Below are 17,797 nucleotides of genomic sequence, written 5' to 3'. Positions count from 1 at the left end.
CTCGATCTGGAGCAGAGAGGATAGGCAGAAGAGTAAAGCGTCCGCGCCAGGACGGCGCGGCTCTAGCCCCCAAGGAAGGGTTTACGGCGTCTTTACGATCTGCCTGTTCTCTCTGCCATGGGCACATTGTTATAACCCTCTGAGAAATTGATTAATCGTCGCCTTTTAGCTTTTTGCGCTGGACATACAAAACGGCGGCTTCGCGCACGAAGGCGGCACAAATGGTCGCTTTGTAGGTCTGTTCCAGATCATCAGCAATGGCATTCAGCTCTTCTTTACTCGAGCGGAATGGGCGCAAGGCGTTATAGATATCCAGTACCTTGTCATCCGGCACGGCGGTCAGTTCAGCTGCGCGTTCGAAGTTCATTGCCAGCAGCGGGCGGCCAGCGTCTTTGGCAATGGATGCCTGAATACGCAGGATTTCTGGCGTAATACGTAAATCTTGTGAGGTGACAGTGCCGTTTAAAACGTTCGCCAGCGTCAGATCATCCAGTGTTTTATTGGTGGCGGTTTTCACCCAGTCAGGGTGTTTATTCGCCAATGGATAATCAGAGACTTTGGCATCATTGCGCGAGCTGGCCGCTGGAGCACAAGCGGCAGTTGGCGTTTGGCCTTGCAAGCTGTTCATCTTGCTCAGCACATCGCGAACCATGGATTCAATAGCTTCGGAATTCATTGTGTTTTCCTTTGTTAAAGCGCCACCCGGAGTTCCTGAGGATTCTTGCCGGTCACCACATATTTGGTTTCTTTAATGTGCAGAATCGCTGATTTGGCCTGATATTTTGGCCGTGCCATTTGGTCATTCAGGGTCGGAACCGGTTGTGGTGATTCCCGTTTGGCGTAGCGAGCGGCGTTTTTACCAATCAAACGATAGGTTTCCAGCGTCAGCAATGGGGCTTGCGGGAATAGCTCTAAATTCGAGAGCGGCGGCAAACCTTGCTGATGAATCACCGTGGTTCCTTTTGACTGGATACCGATAGAAATCCCAGAGCCACTCAGGCGGTTGCCCTCGACGGCAACAAAAGCCACGTCGGAGGATTTAAAGCAGCGGATAACCCGCGCTTTTATCCCTTCCTCTTCGATACCAGCAATCAGTTCGCGCAAAATATTTTTGTGCGGAATGCCAACGATATTGGCTGTTTGCGACAAGCCAAATGCCGGGCCGACAGCAATAATCACTTCATCCTGATGGGTACCGGGGCGGGCTTCACCCACTTCGGTGAGGAAATTCCCTTCAGCAACAGTGGCCGCAGCCGCTGCGGGTTGGGTATCTTGCTTAAAGGAGACGGTATTGTTGTCTCCCTGCATTTCCTGCAATACGCCTTCAATAATTTGGCGTAACAGTTTTTCGTTAATATCCACCATCTCGTGAACCCCTTAGCCAAGCTCATTCGGATCAAGCGCGTTTGGAATATTTTTAATTTCTTCCCAACGTGCACCTTCCAGCCGGTAACCGGTAGCTGGCCCCGCGTAGTCATTGACGTCATTCACCGCTGACAGCACCTGGTTATTACCTTTGATGATCGCCGAGGTATGCAGGTAGTCGCCGGCGATTTTGGCTTTCTGGATGTTGAGCATGTCCTGCGCCACATCTTCAAAGCCGCCTTGCGCCAAGGCTTTCACCACTTCCAGACCGGTGCGGTTTTTGCTGATAATTTCCTGAGCGAACTTGATGTCTTCAACGATGTTGCGTTCCGGCATATCTTTCGAGCCGTGGGCGTAGGTCGCCGCAATCACTTCTTCGTCGGTAATTGGCGGTAAACCCATCCCGGCGAATACCGCTTGCAGAGCGCGCGCAGCTTTATTGCGAATTGCCACCACGTCAGCTTCCAGCACCGGACGCAGGCCGCCATCGACTTTCAGGTCACGCTGCAACACGTTGTAATCGTCAAAGTCTTCGGCATCTTCGTTGGAGCCGGCGAACATGTTGTCGTAGTTCGGCACCGCAGAGAAACCAGAGGAGATAAAGTCAGTACCCGGCAGGAACTGCATCAGCAGGCGAGCGGTACGGCGCATATCCGAGTGGGTAAAGGTTTGGTCGTTACTGGAGGCACATTCCAAATCCAGCGCTGAGCAAATCAGGTTTTCGGCCAAAATGGCCCGGATACCCGATGGCACCGCAGACGGCACACCGACACAACTGACGGAGCCGTTTTGCAGCCCCTGAACCCCGGCGGCTTTGGTGATATAAATACAGCGCGCTTCGAGATACAGCATGGATTTGCCTTCGGCATAGCCCATTTGCACTTCGGAGCCAGAACCGGAGGTGAAGCGCATTTTCAAACCGCGTGATGCATAAGACGAAGCGAGAAAACCTTTTGACCACGGCGTGTCATCACCGTCGGTAAACACCGGTTCAGTGCCATAAACCGAGATGGTTTCGGCATAACAGGTGTGGCCCAGCATCCCCAGTTTCAGTTCAGTGGCTTCTTCCAGAGAACATTGCGTCAGCACCCCTGGGCGGCCCACTTGCGAACCGACCAACAGTGCAATGGCGTTGAATGGTGCATAACGGGCCACCGCCACGGTAGTTTCTTGCTCATCGAAACCACGGAATGCGCCTTCCGCCGCATCGGCGGCAATTTGCACCGGGTTATCTTTCACGTTGGTGACATGAGCTTGTTGTGATGGTGTCCGACGAGCGCGCATTTTCTGCATCGACATCATCATTTCCACCACGTTCATATGAGAAACCACCTCGACGATTTTGGCCGGTGTCATGGCGGTCGTCAGCGGAACAATGGTGCGGCGCGACACATTTGGATCACACAACATATTGGCCAACTTGATGGAGTCCATCTTCATCACTTCTTCCGCATGCGCCAGATTGATACCGTAGCGGGCGATAAAGTGGTCTATCAGGTCGAAACTGCTTTGTGGCTTACCGTCGAGTTCGGTCACCACACCGTTAACAATCTTGATGGAAGGTTTTGGATCATTCGGGCTTTCCATGGCAATAAAGCCTTCCTCGATCCACTCTTTGACAAAGCCGTCCTGATTAACCGGGCGTTTCGCCAACGCTTCAAATCTTTTCGATTTCATGAAACAGCCTCACTGTGGCGTCAGATATAAGAAGGGCGGTCGTTTTTCGGTTCAGAACCCAAGGTCGCTAATACCGTTTTGCCAATCTCACGGGCAGAAATTACTGCCTGACGAACTGCGCCAGAATCACCGGAGATAACCAGAATCACTTCGTTACTGAAGCTGGTGCCATGTGCGGGGGAGCTGTAAGCCACCACGTCAACGTTGGCGGATTTCACGGCGGTATCCGCCATCAAAACACCAATCGACGCCGGTGCACCGACTATCACACCGCAAGAACGGCCCAGCGGTGCACCGAATGCTTTTTCCAGTGCATGGCTGGCACGCGCGCTGTATTGCAATTCGATATGACCCGCTTCATTGGCGTAAACATCACCAAATGTGCGGTCTAACTCTTTCAGCGCCACTTCAACTGCACGTTTCACGTCGGAAACATCATCACCACCGAAAATAATGAGCGAGCCATGACCGGCACCGCCTTTGGTATCGCGTGGTAATTCAATGCTGACCACTTCGGTATTGGTGGCTTTTACTGCTTCATCGGCGGCCATAATGTGCGGGCCAGCACCGGTGCGAGCGCCCAAAATACCAATGGAGCGATAGCGTTTTTCCAGCTTCATTGCGTCCAACAGGGCGCTGTCGACGTTGGCGATCACCAGTCCGACCGTGTCACCGATCGCGGTTCCAACAAATTCCGTTAAACTGCAAGTTTTCTCAGCCATAGCCGTATCTCGTTGTTTATAGGATGGTTGTTTAGAAGACGCCGGAGCGTGTTCGCTGACTTTTGCTATCACCTGCGCCATGATTTGGTCGACCAGGTCATTGCTTTTCATTAGCTATTTCCCTTTGGCAAGTTTCCCTTGGGAAGAAAGGCCTCAACATCGGTATGTGGCCGTGGGATCACATGGGTTGATTTCACTTCACCCACTTTCGCAGCCGCACTTGCACCGGCATCAGTGGCTGCTTTAACTGCGCCCACATCACCACGTACGATGACAGTGACCAGACCGGAGCCAATTTTTTCATAGCCTACCAACGTCACATTGGCCGATTTCACCATGGTGTCCGCAGCCTCGATGGCCGCGACCAGCCCTTTGGTTTCCACCATTCCTAGTGCTTCTTGTTGCATAAGTACCTCGACAAATAGCATGTTCAAAAATAATGTTGTTATATTCAGTAATAACGTTGTCAGGTTCGTGCTGAGATTGAATATACAAACAAGCAATGAAAAAGAATGGCTGTATTGAATTTACTGGCGGGAATGGTTAGTGACGAAATAACAAATTATTGTCATGAGTTCATTTAACTGATTGTTTTGTAAATTTATTTATTAATGGGTGGGTGATAATAATTGGTTTTTGCATATTCATAATTACAATTAAGTCAGTGACAATCTCTATTTTCTTTGATACTCACGCACGCAGATATAAAGATGGAAGCTGGCTCACATTAAAATAGAAATTGCGAGCTTGCTAACAATAACGGAAAGAATAAATGACAAGAAAGTCACATTATTTAATTAGACAATAAGTTGCTTATTTACAGGGTTTTGAGGGGGTTATGGGGCAGGTAATAGCAATAATTTGCTATAGGAACTCTATTTTTTGTTTAATTAATGACTAATCACGACAACACTTTCATTTTCCGTCTCTTTATAGTGATCAGGTCAAGGGCCGTGCAATACCGAAATAACAGTTTATTCATCATAATAACTTCAAGCAGGGTAACCCTATGAACGACTCGCTCAAAGCTCAGTGTGTGGCAGAATTTCTTGGCACCGGGCTGTTTTTGTTTTTTGGTATTAGTTGCCTGGCGGCGATGAAAGTGGCCGGTGCCAGTTTTGGTTTGTGGGAAATCTGTATTGTGTGGGGGCTGGGGATTTCACTGGCGGTTTATCTGACCGCGGGTATTTCCGGTGCTCACCTCAATCCCGCGATTACCATTGCTTTATGGCTGTTTGCCTGTTTCCCCGCGCGCAAAGTCATTCCCTACAGCATTGCACAGATTGCCGGTGCTTTTGGTGGTGCAGCGCTGTCTTATATGTTGTATCACAACTTATTTACTGATTTTGAAACTGCCCATCAGATGGTACGTGGCAGTTTGGAAAGTCTGCAACTGGCCAGTATTTTCAGTACCTTCCCTTCACCAGCTATCAGTGTATGGCAAGCTGCATTTGTTGAAATCATTATTACCTCCATTCTGATGGGGCTGATTATGGCGTTGACGGATGATGGTAATGGCGTACCGCGTGGTGCATTAGGGCCGCTATTGATTGGTATTCTGGTGGCGGTGATAGGGGCTTCGACTGGGCCATTAACCGGTTTTGCCATGAACCCGGCACGTGATTTTGGCCCTAAATTATTCACCTTCTTTGCCGGCTGGGGAAAAATCTCAATGACTGGCGGGCGTGATATCCCTTATTTCATTATCCCGATTGTCGCCCCTATTATTGGTGCTTGCCTCGGTGCGGCGGTTTATCGCTTCTTCATTGGCAAAAACCTGCCTTGCAATACCTGCAAATTAGAGGATGAAAAAGCCAGTTTATAAATCAACGTAAGTTTCCTCATCTTGAATCTATGAAACGAGATGAGGAAATTTCGTGATCTATTCTGGTTAATTGACTGATTATAGTCCCCTGTTGATTATGACTCTGGTAAGGTGGATTGTTATTTTCCTTCATTTTGCCAGAGGCTAAACCTTCACAGGGAAATAGGTTTTCCACTTGCTGATAGGAATGTAAATATAACAAATTAGTAACACATGGTTTATTACAGGGATGATTTATAGCAACAAACGAAACTTAATAACAATAAATTAAAATTAACTGAGAGGTTTTATCATGATTTCTGCCAGTTCTCTAAACTCAGAGCTCATAAATAAAATCGCGCAGGATTTTGCTCAGGCCACAGGGCTGGCCGTGGTGGTAGTGAATATTCACGGCGAAGAGATTTCTGATCTTTTTAACTTTACGCCATTTTGTCAGTTGATGCGCAAGGACCCGGTGAACCATCTCCGTTGCCGAATGAGTGATCGTTGCGGGGGTCTTGAAGCGTCAAAGTCCAATGAGCCTTGTATTTATCGCTGCCACGCTGGGTTAACTGATTTCTCTATTCCACTGGTCATTGCCGGTCATTTAGTGGGTTTTGTGTTATGCGGCCAGGTGCGGTTGCACTCAGATGTTTATCTGATTGATATACTTAATGTCGATAATCACTGGCAGCAGAATCCGGCACTGATGGATGAGTTCCACAATGTGCCGGTTATGGATTTTTCACGGGTGATTGCATCGGCAGATTTATTGAAGTTGATTGTTGAGAATTGCCTCAAAAAACATCTCAATTTTGTGGTGATCAACGACAACATGGGCAGCAAAGAACCGGGCAGAATACGGCCAGTTCACCCCCATGACAGTAAAATGAAGAAAGCACTGCGTTATATTGATACGCATTTATCGGAAGAACTACGGCTGGAAGAAGTGGCGGCCAAGGTGTATCTCAGCCCGTACTATTTCAGCAAATTGTTTAAAAAATATCAGGGCATCGGATTTAATGCCTGGGTCAATCAGCAGCGGATGGCCAATGCCCGAGAGATGTTACAGCACAGCGATTGGAGCATTGCCAGCATTGCCAAGAATCTGGGTTTTTCCCAGACCAGCTATTTCTGCAAAGTGTTCCGTCAGACCTACAACGTGACGCCGCAGGTATTTCGCTCACTTTCTTCTGAACGCAGAGAAATGGAATGACAGTTACTGTTCTAATATCAATTGGTCATGCTGTTCATTCAAGTTTGTCTATTTAAATATCCAGTATGATATTAAAAATACAAAATAAATAATGACAATTTTTTGCTATTTTTTTAAACGGTATTTTTCATTTAACTTGTTGTTATTAAGTGGTTATTGTCTATTTTTGTGACAATTATTTGTTGTGGCGATACAAAAAAATCACTCGCAAAAAATGAAATTAACCATTTTTTATGAACAGAAAAGCGTATATTAATTTCAAGAAAGTCGACCAGACTACTCATTAATAAATGCTCTGTTATAACAGTGTAAATAAAGAGATAAATTAAATAACGAAATAAGAAATTAAATAACAGAATCTACTGTACTTAAATACTGAAACAGGTATGTCGTGGATAACACGATTGGGAAGGGGGTGTAAATCCCCCGCAGCCCCCGCTGCTGTGATGCTGACGAACCCGCTGAGACCACTGATCCATAGGATTGGGAAGGTAGCGGGGGAGAGTGACGCTAAGCCAGAAGACCAGCCAAATCAGTAAAGAGTTTCAACTCCTTCGGTGGGAAGCGGGTTGTCATCAGATGCGCGCAGCGGTGACGTTGCGCAAATGCACCTTTTTGACACTGCATATCCCGCTTGAAATGGCGGGATTTTTTTTATTGCAATGCTCAGGTAAACAAGCATTTATCATCGCAGGAACCGGCAGCGGCTGTGGTAAAACCACTGTGACGCTGGGTATTTTGCGGGCGCTGATGGCGCGCGGATTGTCGGTGCAGCCGTTCAAAGTTGGGCCGGACTATCTGGATACTGGCTGGCATACCGCCGTCAGTGGTGTGACGTCACGTAATCTTGATGCTTTTATGTTGCCGCCCGCCACCCTTAATGGGTTGTATAACCAGCATATGCGCCATGCCGATGTCGCGGTGATTGAAGGTGTCATGGGGTTGTATGACGGCTACGGTACTGACCCCGATTATTGCAGCAGTGCAGCGATGGCCAAGCAATTAGGCTGCCCGGTTATCTTGCTGGTGGATGGTAAAGCGGTTTCGACATCGGTTGCCGCAACCGTGCTGGGCTTTAGCCAATTTGACCCCAAGCTGACGATTGCCGGGGTGATTGTTAACCGCGTCAATTCAGAAAATCACTATCAACTTATTCGCCATGCTATCGAACATTATTGCGGCATTCCGGTTTTGGGCCGTTTGCCGGTCATGGACGATGTTGCCTTGCCATCACGCCATTTGGGGCTGATCCCGGCACAAGAGCGAGGCGGTGTACGATCCAAACAGCCTGATAACTCGCCACGCTGGCAACAATTGGCCCAGCAGGTTGAAGCCTTTATCGATCTGGACCGCTTGTTGACCCTGACTTCAAGCACCCAACGCCCTGTTGGAACCCCACCCGCATTGCCTTCTCAAGCTTTGGCCGACGGGCTGACATTGGCCTTAGCCGAAGATGAAGCTTTTAATTTTTACTACCCCGATAACCTTGATTTGCTGGAGCAAGCTGGCGTGCGCATCCAGCGTTTCAGCCCGCTGCATGACCGCCATCTGCCGGCTTGTCAGATGATTTATCTGGGCGGAGGGTATCCGGAGATCCACAGCCGCGCATTAGCAGAGAATACCTCGATGCATACGGCGTTACAGCAAGCCCACCGGCAGCAAATCCCGATGTATGCCGAATGTGGCGGCTTGATGTATTTGGGGGATGCTCTGACGGATGAAAGCGGACAGCGCCATCGGATGGTGGGCGTTTTGGCCGGAGAAAGCCGGATGGGAAAACGCCTGACTCGCTTTGGTTACTGTCAGGCACAGGCCCGCAGCGACACCTTATTGGCTGCACAAGGTGAAATTCTGCTCGGTCATGAGTTCCATTACTCCGATTTTACCAGCCCACTGACACCCGTTTTTGATAGCAGTAAATGGCGCGATGGCGAAGTTATTCAGCGCTGGCACAGTGGCTATCAAGTGCAACGGACTCAGGCCAGTTATCTGCATATTCACTTTGCTCAGCGCCCCGGATTATTGGATAGCTGGCTGACGGCTGCCCGGAGCGTGCTATGACCCTGAGCGCATGGTTTGTCGCTTTCTTGCTTGATAGCTGGCTCGGCGACCCGCCACGTTGGCCGCATCCAGTGCGCTGGATGGGTAATCTGATCACGCTGTTGCAGAGAGCCATTCGCGGCGTGTGTCATAGCGAGCGGGCACTCAAATGGGGTGGTGCGGTGCTGTGGTTACTGGTGGTGGGGATCACCTGGCTCGTCAGTTGGGGGTTTTTATGGCTGATGACAGCGATTAATCCGTGGCTCGGCTGGTTAGCACAAGTGTGGATGATTTACACCTTACTGGCCGGACGCTGCCTGAGTGACGCGGCATTAGCGGTTTTTGATGCGCTGCAACACGGAACCCTCGCGCAAAGTCGTGAAAAGCTGTCATGGATTGTTGGGCGTGATACTTCGCAATTGGAGAAACCACAAATCACCCGGGCGGTGGTCGAGACCGTGGCCGAGAACAGTGTCGATGGCGTGATTGCTCCGCTGTTTTTCCTGATGCTGGGGGGCGCGCCGCTGGCAATGGCTTATAAAGCGGTAAATACCCTTGATTCGATGGTGGGATATAAGACGCCGAAATATCGCGCAATTGGCAATGTCTCTGCCCGTATGGATGATGCCGCCAATTGGCTCCCTGCACGCCTCAGTTGGCTGTTACTTAGCATCGCAGCCTGGTTGATTCAGGCTGATTACCGTCAGGCGTTGCGCATTGGTTGGCGCGACCGTTATCAACACTCTAGCCCGAACTGCGCCTGGTCGGAAGCCACGGTGGCGGGAGCGCTGGGCATCCGCTTGGGTGGCCCGAATGATTACTTTGGTGAGCGGGTGGAGAAGCCGTGGATTGGCGATGAGCGGCGTGAAATCGCTCTGAGTGATATTCCACGCAGCATTCATTTGATGATGATGGCGTCGCTATTGGCCCTGTTATTGTTCGCTCTGACCCATCTGCTGTTGGTCGGTATTTAATAAGGATAACCCCATGAACTATATAAAAAACCCGCAGGAAATCGAGAAAAATAGCTTCGTTATCATTGGCGATATTATCGCCGCTGAGCGGCCAGAGACTCGGTTTGCCAGTGCGCTGCATGAAGCGGTTGTCAAGCGGGTTATCCACACCACAGCAGATTTTGACTGGCTGGATATTCTGCATTTCTCGCCGGATGTGCTGACCCGCATTGCCGAGGGTTTACGTCGAGGATGCACGCTGTATACCGACACGACGATGGCGATGTCGGGCATTAACAAAACACTGTTAAAGCAGATGGGATGCGAGTGTCGCTGCTATATCAGTGATCCGCGCGTGGTAGAGAGTGCGCCGGTACAGGGGATTACCCGCTCGATGGCCGCGGTAGATGTGGCGTTGGCGGAGCCGGGCGAAAAACTGTTTGTGTTCGGCAATGCACCGACGGCGTTATTCCGTTTGTTAGAACGACAAGCGTCCCCGGTGGCGGTCATCGGCGTGCCGGTGGGGTTTGTTGGTGCGGCGGAATCCAAAGATGCGTTGGTGGCAAGTGGTTTGCCGTGTATTGCCGCGCTGGGGCGCAAAGGGGGCAGTAACGTGGCGGCAGCCATTATCAACGCCATCCTCTATCAGTTACGGGGGGCGCTATGAGCGACGGTCTGGCCAGTGATAGCCCTATAAATGATGATATTGCGCGGCAAAACCAGCAATTAGACAGCATTTGGCACAACGGCAAGCAATACCGTAAAGGCTATACCACCGGTTCCTGTGCCACGGCGGCGGCCAAAGTGGCGGCGCTGATGGTGTTGCGTCAGCAAGTGATTGATCAAATTTCTATTATGACGCCTTCCGGCATCACTTTGTGTCTGAATGTTGAGCTGCCGTTGATTGAAGGTCAGCAAGCCACCGCCGCAATCCGCAAAGATGGCGGCGATGATGTTGATGCTACCCACGGCATGCTGATTTTTGCCCGCGTGACTCTCACCGAACAGACCGACATTACTCTGCGAGGCGGCGAAGGAGTGGGAACTGTTACCCGCAAAGGAATTGGGTTGCCGGTCGGCAGCAGCGCCATTAACCGCACTCCGCGCCAAACTATCGAAGCCGCAGTGCGTGAAGTCATCGGCCCATTGCGTGGCGCAGAAATCGAAATCTTTGCGCCGGAAGGCGAGGAGCGAGCGAAGAAAACCTACAACGGGCGGCTGGGGATCCTGGGCGGGATTTCCATCATCGGTACTACCGGTATTGTGACGCCGATGTCAGAAGAGAGCTGGAAACGCTCACTGGCGCTGGAGCTGGAAATGAAGCGGGCAGCAGGTGTTGATCGCGTCATTTTGGTGCCGGGTAATCACGGCGAGCGTTTTGTTCGCGACCACCTGGGGCTGGATAGCCAACGGGTGGTCACCATGAGTAATTTTGTCGGCTATATGCTGCAAGAAACCGTGCGCTTGGGGTTCCGTCGCGTTCTGTTAGTGGGGCATCCGGGCAAATTGGTCAAAGTGGCCGCCGGTATCTTCCATACCCACAGCCATATTGCTGATGGACGTATGGAGACGTTGGTGGCGCATTTGGCCTTAATGGGGGCACCCCATGCGCTATTACTTGAAGTTAATCAGTGTGATACCACGGAAGCGGCAATGGAGCTAATTGCCGAGCAGGGTTGGCAGGGCGTCTATTCGCGTATCTGCGAGCGTATCTGCGAGCGCATCGCTGAAATGATGCGTTTCTCGGTTAATCCACCACAGTGCGACGCCATTTTATTCTCTTTTGATAATCAGGTGCTGGGTAGCAACCGGCCACTGGATGAGATTGTGGAGGCGTTACGATGATTACGGTGGTGGGGATTGGCCCCGGTGATACTGATTATCTGACACCCGCAGCTCGGCGGGCTATCGAACGCGCCGAAGTTCTGGTTGGCGGTAAGCGCCATCTGGCGACATTGAGCGGCGAGAGTAAAGAGTCGCGCTTGTTAGATGCTGATCTATTAGGGCTATTGGAGTGGCTGGATAGCAATAAGCATCGCGCCATTGTGGTACTGGCCTCGGGAGATCCTTTGCTGTATGGCATCGGCAAATTGCTGGCAGCAAACTTCAGCGCTGAGGAGTTGCATATCGTTCCCGGCATTAGCGCGATTCAATATTTGTGCGCCAAAGCTGCACTGGATATGAACGACCTCTTTCTTACCAGCAGTCATGGTCGTGAACCCGATTTTGACTGGATCTTCCAGCACGACAAAGTAGCGATGGTGACCGACGGCATGATTGGCCCAAGAGCTATTGCTGATGCGCTACAGCAACGTGGTCTGTCTCGTACCTTGATTATTGGTGAAAACCTCTCGCAACCCAACGAACGAATTTATCGCCTGCCAGCAGAGCAAGTGGCGGCCCGCTATGACATGAATGTGGTGGTGATCCTCAATGAAAGATGAGCTGTTCCTGCGTGGGCAAAAAGTCCCGATGACCAAAGAAGCGGTGCGAGTATTGGCACTGGAACGGCTGAGTTTGTCGGATGCGACTCACTTGATTGATGTGGGGGCGGGTACTGGCAGTGTGGCATTGGAAGCAGCTTTGCGTTTTCCTGATTTACGGGTGACGGCGATTGAACGGAATCCGGTAGCACTTGAGTTAATTAATGAAAACCGCCAGCGGCTAGGGTGTCGCAAGGTAGACATTATTGCCGGAGTCGCTCCTTTACCTTTATCCGATAAAGCCGATGCCATTTTTATTGGTGGCAGTGGCGGTCATCTGACTGACCTTATCGACTGGTCATTGATGATGCTAAATCCCGGTGGCCGCCTGGTATTGACCTTTATTTTGCTCAATAACCTCAATGAAGCATTGAGCCATTTACATACCTGCGTCGTTAGCGAGCTGGATTGTGTGCAATTGCAACTCTCCACTCTGACCCCTCTGGGTCGCGGGCACTATTTTAAACCGAATAATCCTACTTATCTTATTTCCTGCCACAAGGAGGCGAGCAATGTCTGAGCATCCTAATGCCGTATCAGTATCGATTACACCACCACCTGTCACACCAACATGGGATACGCAAAAAGTCTGGTTTGTGGGGGCCGGGCCGGGTGACAAAGAGCTGATCACGCTAAAAGGCTACCGCTTGCTGCAACAGGCACAGGTGGTTATCTATGCCGGATCACTTATCAATACTGAGCTGTTGGAATATTGCTCCGCCGAGGCTGAATGTCACGACAGCGCGGGATTAAATTTGGAACAAATCATCACGCTGATGGTGGAGGGTGTGCGGGCGGGCAAGCTGGTGGTGCGGTTGCAAACCGGTGATCTCTCTTTGTATGGTTCTATTCGTGAACAGGGCGAAGTCTTGGGCGAACACGGCATCGGCTTTGTGTCAGTACCCGGTGTCAGTGCTTTCTTGGGCGCCGCGGCACAACTGGGGGTGGAATACACTGTACCTGAAGTGGCGCAAAGCTTAATTATCACCCGTATCGAGGGGCGCACACCGATGCCGCCACTGGAACAACTGGAAGCTTTCGCCGCCCATCAAACTTCAATGGCTATTTTCTTGTCGGTACAGGAAATGGACAGAGTGGCCGATCGCTTAATCGCCGGTGGTTATCCCGCGGATACGCCAGTGGCAGTGGTATACAAAGCGACTTGGGCTGAAAGCCGTACAGTTCGCGGCACACTGGCGGATATCGCCGAGTTGGTTCGCGCGGCAGCCATTCATAAAACGGCTCTGATTTTGGTGGGGGCATTCCTCGGCGATGAATACCACTATTCCAAACTCTATGACGCGGGGTTTAGCCATGAATATCGTCAAGCCTGAATCAATCGCGGTATTTTGCCTGACACCCGGTGGTGTGCGGCTGGCGCGACGCTTGCAAACCCACTTGCCACTGACCTGTTTTACCAGTGACAAGTTACTGGAATCGGGCTTTTTGCCCTTCAACGGCAGTTTTGGCAATACGATCCGTGAGGCATTTAAACAGTATTCAGCACTGGTGGTCGTCGGAGCTATTGGCCTAACGGTGCGGGTTATCGCGCCGCTGGTAAACGACAAAATGACCGACCCTGCGGTGGTGGTGATTGATGAGCGCGGGCAACACGTCATCAGTTTGCTGTCGGGGCATGTGGGAGGGGCGAATACCCTAACCCGTTATCTTGCTGGCATTTTGGGGGCTGACCCGGTGATAACCACCGCCACGGATGTTAACGAGATGGCGGCGCTGGACACACTGGCAACCCAACTGGACGGCGAAATGCAAGATTTCCGCCACGCGGTCAAAGTGGTCAATCAAATGTTGGTCAGTAACCAGAAAGTCGGGCTGTGGTGGGACACGCCGCTGTTGGCGGAACGTGAGCGCTGCGACACGCGGGGATTCGTGCCGGTTGATTGTTTGGAGCAACTTAGTTTGGATCAACTTAGTTTGGCGCAACGCCCCCCATTAGACGCCTTAGTGTGTATCACGTTGCGCGACACTCTGCCACTGCCTGCTGATCAACTGGCGACGTTACCAGTTTATAAGCTGGTGCCGCGCCGGGTAGTGGCGGGAATTGGTTGCCGCCGTGCCACCTCTCTGCAAACGCTGGTTGAATTGCTGCAACAGCAAATGGCCGAAAATCATTTTGACATCATGGCATTACGAGCGATTGGCAGCGTCACTATCAAAAAAGATGAACCGGCGCTGCATCAATTGGCTCAATGCTGGCGAGTCCCGTTCGAACTGTTCAGCGTCGGCGAACTGAGCCGCCATGAACAACGTTTCCCTGCTTCTGATTTTGTCCGCCAAACGGTGGGTGTCGGTAGCGTTTCACAACCGGTCGCCTGGCTGATGAGCGACGGTAAATTGGTTGGCAATACTCTGCGTCAGCAGGGCGTCACCATCACTCTGGGAGTATCGCATTAATGTTAACCGTAATTGGCATTGGGCCAGGCAGTGAATCAATGATGACGCAGGACGCTATCGCCGCGATTCGCGAAGCAGAAATTATTGTCGGTTACAAAACCTATACCCATCTGGTCAAATCCATGACCCTGGATAAACAGGTGATCAAAACTGGCATGTGTAAAGAGATTGAGCGCTGTCAGGCGGCGATTGACCTGGCACTGGCCGGTCATAACGTGGCGCTTATCAGCAGTGGCGATGCCGGTATTTACGGCATGGCGGGCTTGGTGTTGGAGCTGGTCACACAGCAACAGTTGGCGTTAGAAGTGCGGTTGGTAGCCGGTATCACCGCCAGTATCGCGGCGGCCTCATTGCTCGGCGCACCGCTGATGCATGACTTTTGTCATATCAGCCTGAGTGATTTGATGACGCCGTGGGAAGTGATTGAAAAACGCATTATCGCGGCGGCACAAGCCGATTTTGTTATCTGCTTCTATAACCCGCGCAGCCGTGGCCGCGAAGGGCATTTAGCACGGGCGTTCGAGTTGATGCAGCCGTGGAAGAAAGCCGCAACGCCAGTGGGTGTGGTGAAGGCGGCAGGGCGCAAAAAACAGGAAAAATGGCTAACTACATTAGGAAAAATGGATTTTGAACCGGTGGATATGACCAGTTTGGTGATTGTTGGCAATCAGGCCACTTATTGCCGCAATGGACTGATGATCACGCCACGGGGCTATTCATTATAAAGGGGCATTCATTATGACGGGCGATTCATTATGACCCATGACCATCCGCCGATTCATATTTTTGGCGGCACCAGTGATGCCCGGCTGATTTGTCAACTGCTGGACGAATTTGGCGAGCGCTACAGCCTGTCGGTCGCGACCGATGCGGGCAAACAACTGGCGGGCGATATTGGCGGCGAGGTATTGGTCGGGCGGATGGATGCAGCGCAAATGGCCGATTTTCTTATCACCAGACAGGTGCAGTGGGTGGTTGATGCTTCACACCCCTACGCCGACCTGCTCAGTGACAATGTGGCCACCGCTTGCGGGCAATCAAATGTGGCACTGACGTGTTATCAGCGCCCGAGTGAGATTGACGCTATTCATCATCCACAGCTCTACAAAGTAGACAGTGCAGCGGCAGCGTGCGCCGTGGCGCAAGGCTTGGGGCAGCGAGTGCTGTTGACCACCGGCAGCAAGCAGTTGGCGGAGTATCAACAGCGCCTGACCGGTAAAACCTTGTTAGCGCGCGTGCTGCCAACGGCTGAGGTGCTGAGCCAATGTGAGGCTCTGGGGTTGGGGGTAGACAATATTATCGCGCTGCGTGGGCCATTCAGCGCGCAATTCAATCATGCGCTGTATGCGTTTTGCCAGCCAGATGTGGTTATCACCAAGGAGTCTGGCGCACAAGGTGGCTACCAGGAAAAAGTGGCTCCCTGTCTGGCACTGAATATTCCCTGCATTGTGGTGCGCCGTCCGGCCGCCGTGGTGTTGGGCAGTCTTGGGCAACAAGTGACTTCATTGGATGAATTTACCCGACATCTGATGCACTGGCAGCAATCTGGCCCACTGGCAAGAACAACGAGGACAATAAAATGAAAAAAGCATTGTTGGTGATCAGTTTCGGCACCAGTTATGAACACACCCGCCAAAAGAATATTGAAACTTGTGAGCAACAGCTATCGGCGGCTTATAGCGATCGCGATGTGTTCCGCGCCTTTACCTCAGAAATGATCATTCGCAAGCTACGTAAACGCGATGGTTTGTTGATCAATAACCCGCGAGAAGCGCTGAAACACCTGGCTGAACAGGGGTATCAAGATATCGCTATCCAATCACTGCATGTCATTAATGGCGATGAATACGAAAAAATCGCTACTGAAGTGCGCGGTTTTAGCGACTGTTTTCATCATCTGGTATTGGGCACACCACTGTTAAGCAGCTTTGCCGATTACCAGCAATTGTTAGTGGCACTACAAGCACAAATGCCTCCGTTGGCGGCGGATGAGCGGGTGGTATTTATGGGCCACGGGGCCAGTCACTTCGCCTTTTCTGCTTATGCCTGCCTTGACCATTTAATGACTTCTCTCAACTTCCCTGCTTTGGTGGGTGCGGTGGAAAGTTATCCGGAAATCGGCCACATCATTAGCCGCTTACAGCAGCAGGGGGTGCGCAAAGTACATCTGATGCCATTGATGCTGGTGGCCGGTGATCACGCCATCAATGACATGGCTTCTGAAGAGCCGGATTCATGGCGCTCGCAACTGGAAGCTGCGGGTATCAGTGCGCAATCATGGCTGCAAGGATTGGGAGAGAACCCACTGATTCGCCAAATGTTTGTTCAGCATCTGGCGAGTGCTTTGCAGCAAAAACAGCAGGAGGCAGCGTAATGAGCGGCAGACTTTATGCATTGGGTGTTGGCCCCGGAGCCAGCGATTTAATCACCGTACGGGCGGCACGGCTGATAGCCAGACTGGATGTGCTGTATGCCCCGGCAGGGCGTAAAGGCGGTGACAGTCTGGCGCTCTCTATCGTGCGCGAATACCTTTCACCACATACCGAAATCCGCACCTGTCATTTCCCGATGAGCGCCGATGACAGCGAAAAGCAGGCGGTGTGGGATGAGGTGGCACAACAGCTACAAGCGGAAGTTGCGCAGGGCCGTCAGGTGGGTTTTATCACCCTCGGCGACGCTATGTTATTTAGCACATGGGTATTTTTGCTAGAACGTATTGGTCGGCCAGATTGGTTGGAAATCGTACCGGGCGTAACCTCATTTGCCGCTATTGCCTCACGCGCCGCATTGCCCTTGGCGATGGAGCAACAATCGCTGGCGGTTATGTCTTGCACTGCCCCAGAAGCCGAGCTGGAACGCGCTTTGTGCGATCACGACTGCGTAGTGCTGATGAAAGTCTATGGCCGCTTTGCACAAATTCAGGCGCTATTGGGCCGGTTAAATCTGTTCCCGCATGCGCTGTTGATGTCTGAAGCTTCATTACCCGGCGAGGTGTGCTGGCGTCAGTTGGATACCCTTGCCGCTGACCAGCCATTGCCCTATTTCTCGACCATTTTAGTCAATAAACAGCAACGAGTTAATGGATAACAGGTTAGTTAAATAGAGGGTTAATTAATTTTAAA

The 17,797-nt window shown here is 51.3% G+C and carries 19 protein-coding genes and 1 riboswitch; of the genes, 14 read left to right on the top strand and 5 right to left on the bottom strand.

Translation table 11 applies throughout. The features are described 5' to 3' along the window. Positions 1–151 precede the first annotated feature (151 nt). The 5 genes from pduE to pduA are packed head-to-tail and all read right to left on the bottom strand — an operon-like array spanning position 152 to position 4,171. A complete protein-coding gene (gene pduE, locus YALDO0001_RS01470; protein ID WP_042839244.1) occupies positions 152–676 on the bottom strand; it encodes a propanediol dehydratase small subunit PduE in 525 nt (174 codons plus the stop codon). Between the two features lie 14 nt (positions 677–690). Then, positions 691–1,362: a propanediol/glycerol family dehydratase medium subunit gene (locus YALDO0001_RS01465; RefSeq protein WP_169310396.1), complete on the bottom strand. Its 672-nt coding sequence runs from the start codon at positions 1,360–1,362 to the stop codon at positions 691–693. Positions 1,363–1,377: 15 nt separating this feature from the next. Next, on the bottom strand, positions 1,378–3,042 hold the full coding sequence (gene pduC, locus YALDO0001_RS01460; RefSeq protein ID WP_004699355.1) for a propanediol dehydratase large subunit PduC: 1,665 nt from the start codon (positions 3,040–3,042) through the stop codon (positions 1,378–1,380). 20 nt (positions 3,043–3,062) lie between these two features. Continuing rightward, on the bottom strand, positions 3,063–3,875 hold the full coding sequence (pduB, locus tag YALDO0001_RS01455) for a propanediol utilization microcompartment protein PduB (protein ID WP_004699354.1): 813 nt from the start codon (positions 3,873–3,875) through the stop codon (positions 3,063–3,065). Further along, on the bottom strand, positions 3,875–4,171 hold the full coding sequence (gene pduA, locus YALDO0001_RS01450; RefSeq protein WP_042839243.1) for a propanediol utilization microcompartment protein PduA: 297 nt from the start codon (positions 4,169–4,171) through the stop codon (positions 3,875–3,877). The genes pduB and pduA overlap by 1 nt, the downstream gene beginning before the upstream one ends. Positions 4,172–4,773: 602 nt before the next feature. On the opposite strand from pduA, the gene pduF reads away from it, so the two are divergent. The 14 genes from pduF to YALDO0001_RS01380 all read left to right on the top strand — a co-directional run bounded on the left by pduF (position 4,774) and on the right by YALDO0001_RS01380 (position 17,762). Beyond that, positions 4,774–5,589 carry a propanediol diffusion facilitator PduF gene (gene pduF, locus YALDO0001_RS01445; protein ID WP_004699353.1) on the top strand — a complete coding sequence of 272 codons (816 nt, stop codon included), beginning with the start codon at positions 4,774–4,776 and terminating at the stop codon, positions 5,587–5,589. Between the two features lie 292 nt (positions 5,590–5,881). After that, positions 5,882–6,784, top strand: a complete 903-nt coding sequence (gene pocR / locus YALDO0001_RS01440; protein WP_004699352.1) for a transcriptional regulator PocR — start codon at positions 5,882–5,884, stop codon at positions 6,782–6,784. Between the two features lie 365 nt (positions 6,785–7,149). Beyond that, a riboswitch (cobalamin riboswitch) is annotated at positions 7,150–7,330 on the top strand. A 111-nt stretch (positions 7,331–7,441) separates the two neighbouring features. Then, the gene (locus YALDO0001_RS01435; RefSeq protein ID WP_042839280.1) at positions 7,442–8,845 is read left to right on the top strand and encodes a cobyrinic acid a,c-diamide synthase CobB; all 1,404 of its coding nucleotides are present in this window, start codon (positions 7,442–7,444) and stop codon (positions 8,843–8,845) included. Beyond that, a complete protein-coding gene (cbiB, locus tag YALDO0001_RS01430; protein ID WP_042839242.1) occupies positions 8,842–9,798 on the top strand; it encodes an adenosylcobinamide-phosphate synthase CbiB in 957 nt (318 codons plus the stop codon). Before YALDO0001_RS01435 ends, cbiB begins: the two co-directional genes overlap by 4 nt. A gap of 13 nt (positions 9,799–9,811) precedes the next feature. After that, entirely contained in the window at positions 9,812–10,444 is a 633-nt protein-coding gene (locus YALDO0001_RS01425; protein ID WP_004699349.1) for a cobalt-precorrin-8 methylmutase, read from the top strand. Then, positions 10,441–11,622 carry a cobalt-precorrin-5B (C(1))-methyltransferase CbiD gene (gene cbiD / locus YALDO0001_RS01420; protein ID WP_042839241.1) on the top strand — a complete coding sequence of 394 codons (1,182 nt, stop codon included), beginning with the start codon at positions 10,441–10,443 and terminating at the stop codon, positions 11,620–11,622. Before YALDO0001_RS01425 ends, cbiD begins: the two co-directional genes overlap by 4 nt. Continuing rightward, positions 11,619–12,221 carry a cobalt-precorrin-7 (C(5))-methyltransferase gene (locus YALDO0001_RS01415; protein ID WP_042839240.1) on the top strand — a complete coding sequence of 201 codons (603 nt, stop codon included), beginning with the start codon at positions 11,619–11,621 and terminating at the stop codon, positions 12,219–12,221. The genes cbiD and YALDO0001_RS01415 overlap by 4 nt, the downstream gene beginning before the upstream one ends. Continuing rightward, a complete protein-coding gene (locus YALDO0001_RS01410; protein ID WP_042839238.1) occupies positions 12,211–12,780 on the top strand; it encodes a decarboxylating cobalt-precorrin-6B (C(15))-methyltransferase in 570 nt (189 codons plus the stop codon). Before YALDO0001_RS01415 ends, YALDO0001_RS01410 begins: the two co-directional genes overlap by 11 nt. Beyond that, on the top strand, positions 12,773–13,594 hold the full coding sequence (locus YALDO0001_RS01405; protein ID WP_042839236.1) for a cobalt-precorrin-4 methyltransferase: 822 nt from the start codon (positions 12,773–12,775) through the stop codon (positions 13,592–13,594). The genes YALDO0001_RS01410 and YALDO0001_RS01405 overlap by 8 nt, the downstream gene beginning before the upstream one ends. Further along, positions 13,575–14,675, top strand: a complete 1,101-nt coding sequence (gene cbiG / locus YALDO0001_RS01400) for a cobalt-precorrin 5A hydrolase (protein ID WP_042839235.1) — start codon at positions 13,575–13,577, stop codon at positions 14,673–14,675. Before YALDO0001_RS01405 ends, cbiG begins: the two co-directional genes overlap by 20 nt. Then, entirely contained in the window at positions 14,675–15,400 is a 726-nt protein-coding gene (locus YALDO0001_RS01395; RefSeq protein ID WP_042839234.1) for a precorrin-3B C(17)-methyltransferase, read from the top strand. The genes cbiG and YALDO0001_RS01395 overlap by 1 nt, the downstream gene beginning before the upstream one ends. A 30-nt stretch (positions 15,401–15,430) precedes the next feature. Then, a complete protein-coding gene (locus tag YALDO0001_RS01390) occupies positions 15,431–16,258 on the top strand; it encodes a cobalt-precorrin-6A reductase (protein WP_004699343.1) in 828 nt (275 codons plus the stop codon). Then, entirely contained in the window at positions 16,255–17,049 is a 795-nt protein-coding gene (gene cbiK, locus YALDO0001_RS01385; protein ID WP_042839233.1) for a sirohydrochlorin cobaltochelatase, read from the top strand. Before YALDO0001_RS01390 ends, cbiK begins: the two co-directional genes overlap by 4 nt. Further along, positions 17,049–17,762, top strand: a complete 714-nt coding sequence (locus tag YALDO0001_RS01380) for a cobalt-factor II C(20)-methyltransferase (RefSeq protein ID WP_042839232.1) — start codon at positions 17,049–17,051, stop codon at positions 17,760–17,762. The genes cbiK and YALDO0001_RS01380 overlap by 1 nt, the downstream gene beginning before the upstream one ends. The last annotated feature ends 35 nt before the right edge of the window (positions 17,763–17,797 follow it).

Source organism: Yersinia aldovae ATCC 35236, from assembly GCF_000173735.1.
GTDB classification, from domain to species: domain Bacteria; phylum Pseudomonadota; class Gammaproteobacteria; order Enterobacterales; family Enterobacteriaceae; genus Yersinia; species Yersinia aldovae.
The sequence above is the reverse complement of the archived record's forward strand: the minus strand, read 5'-3'. Positions and strand labels throughout refer to the sequence as shown.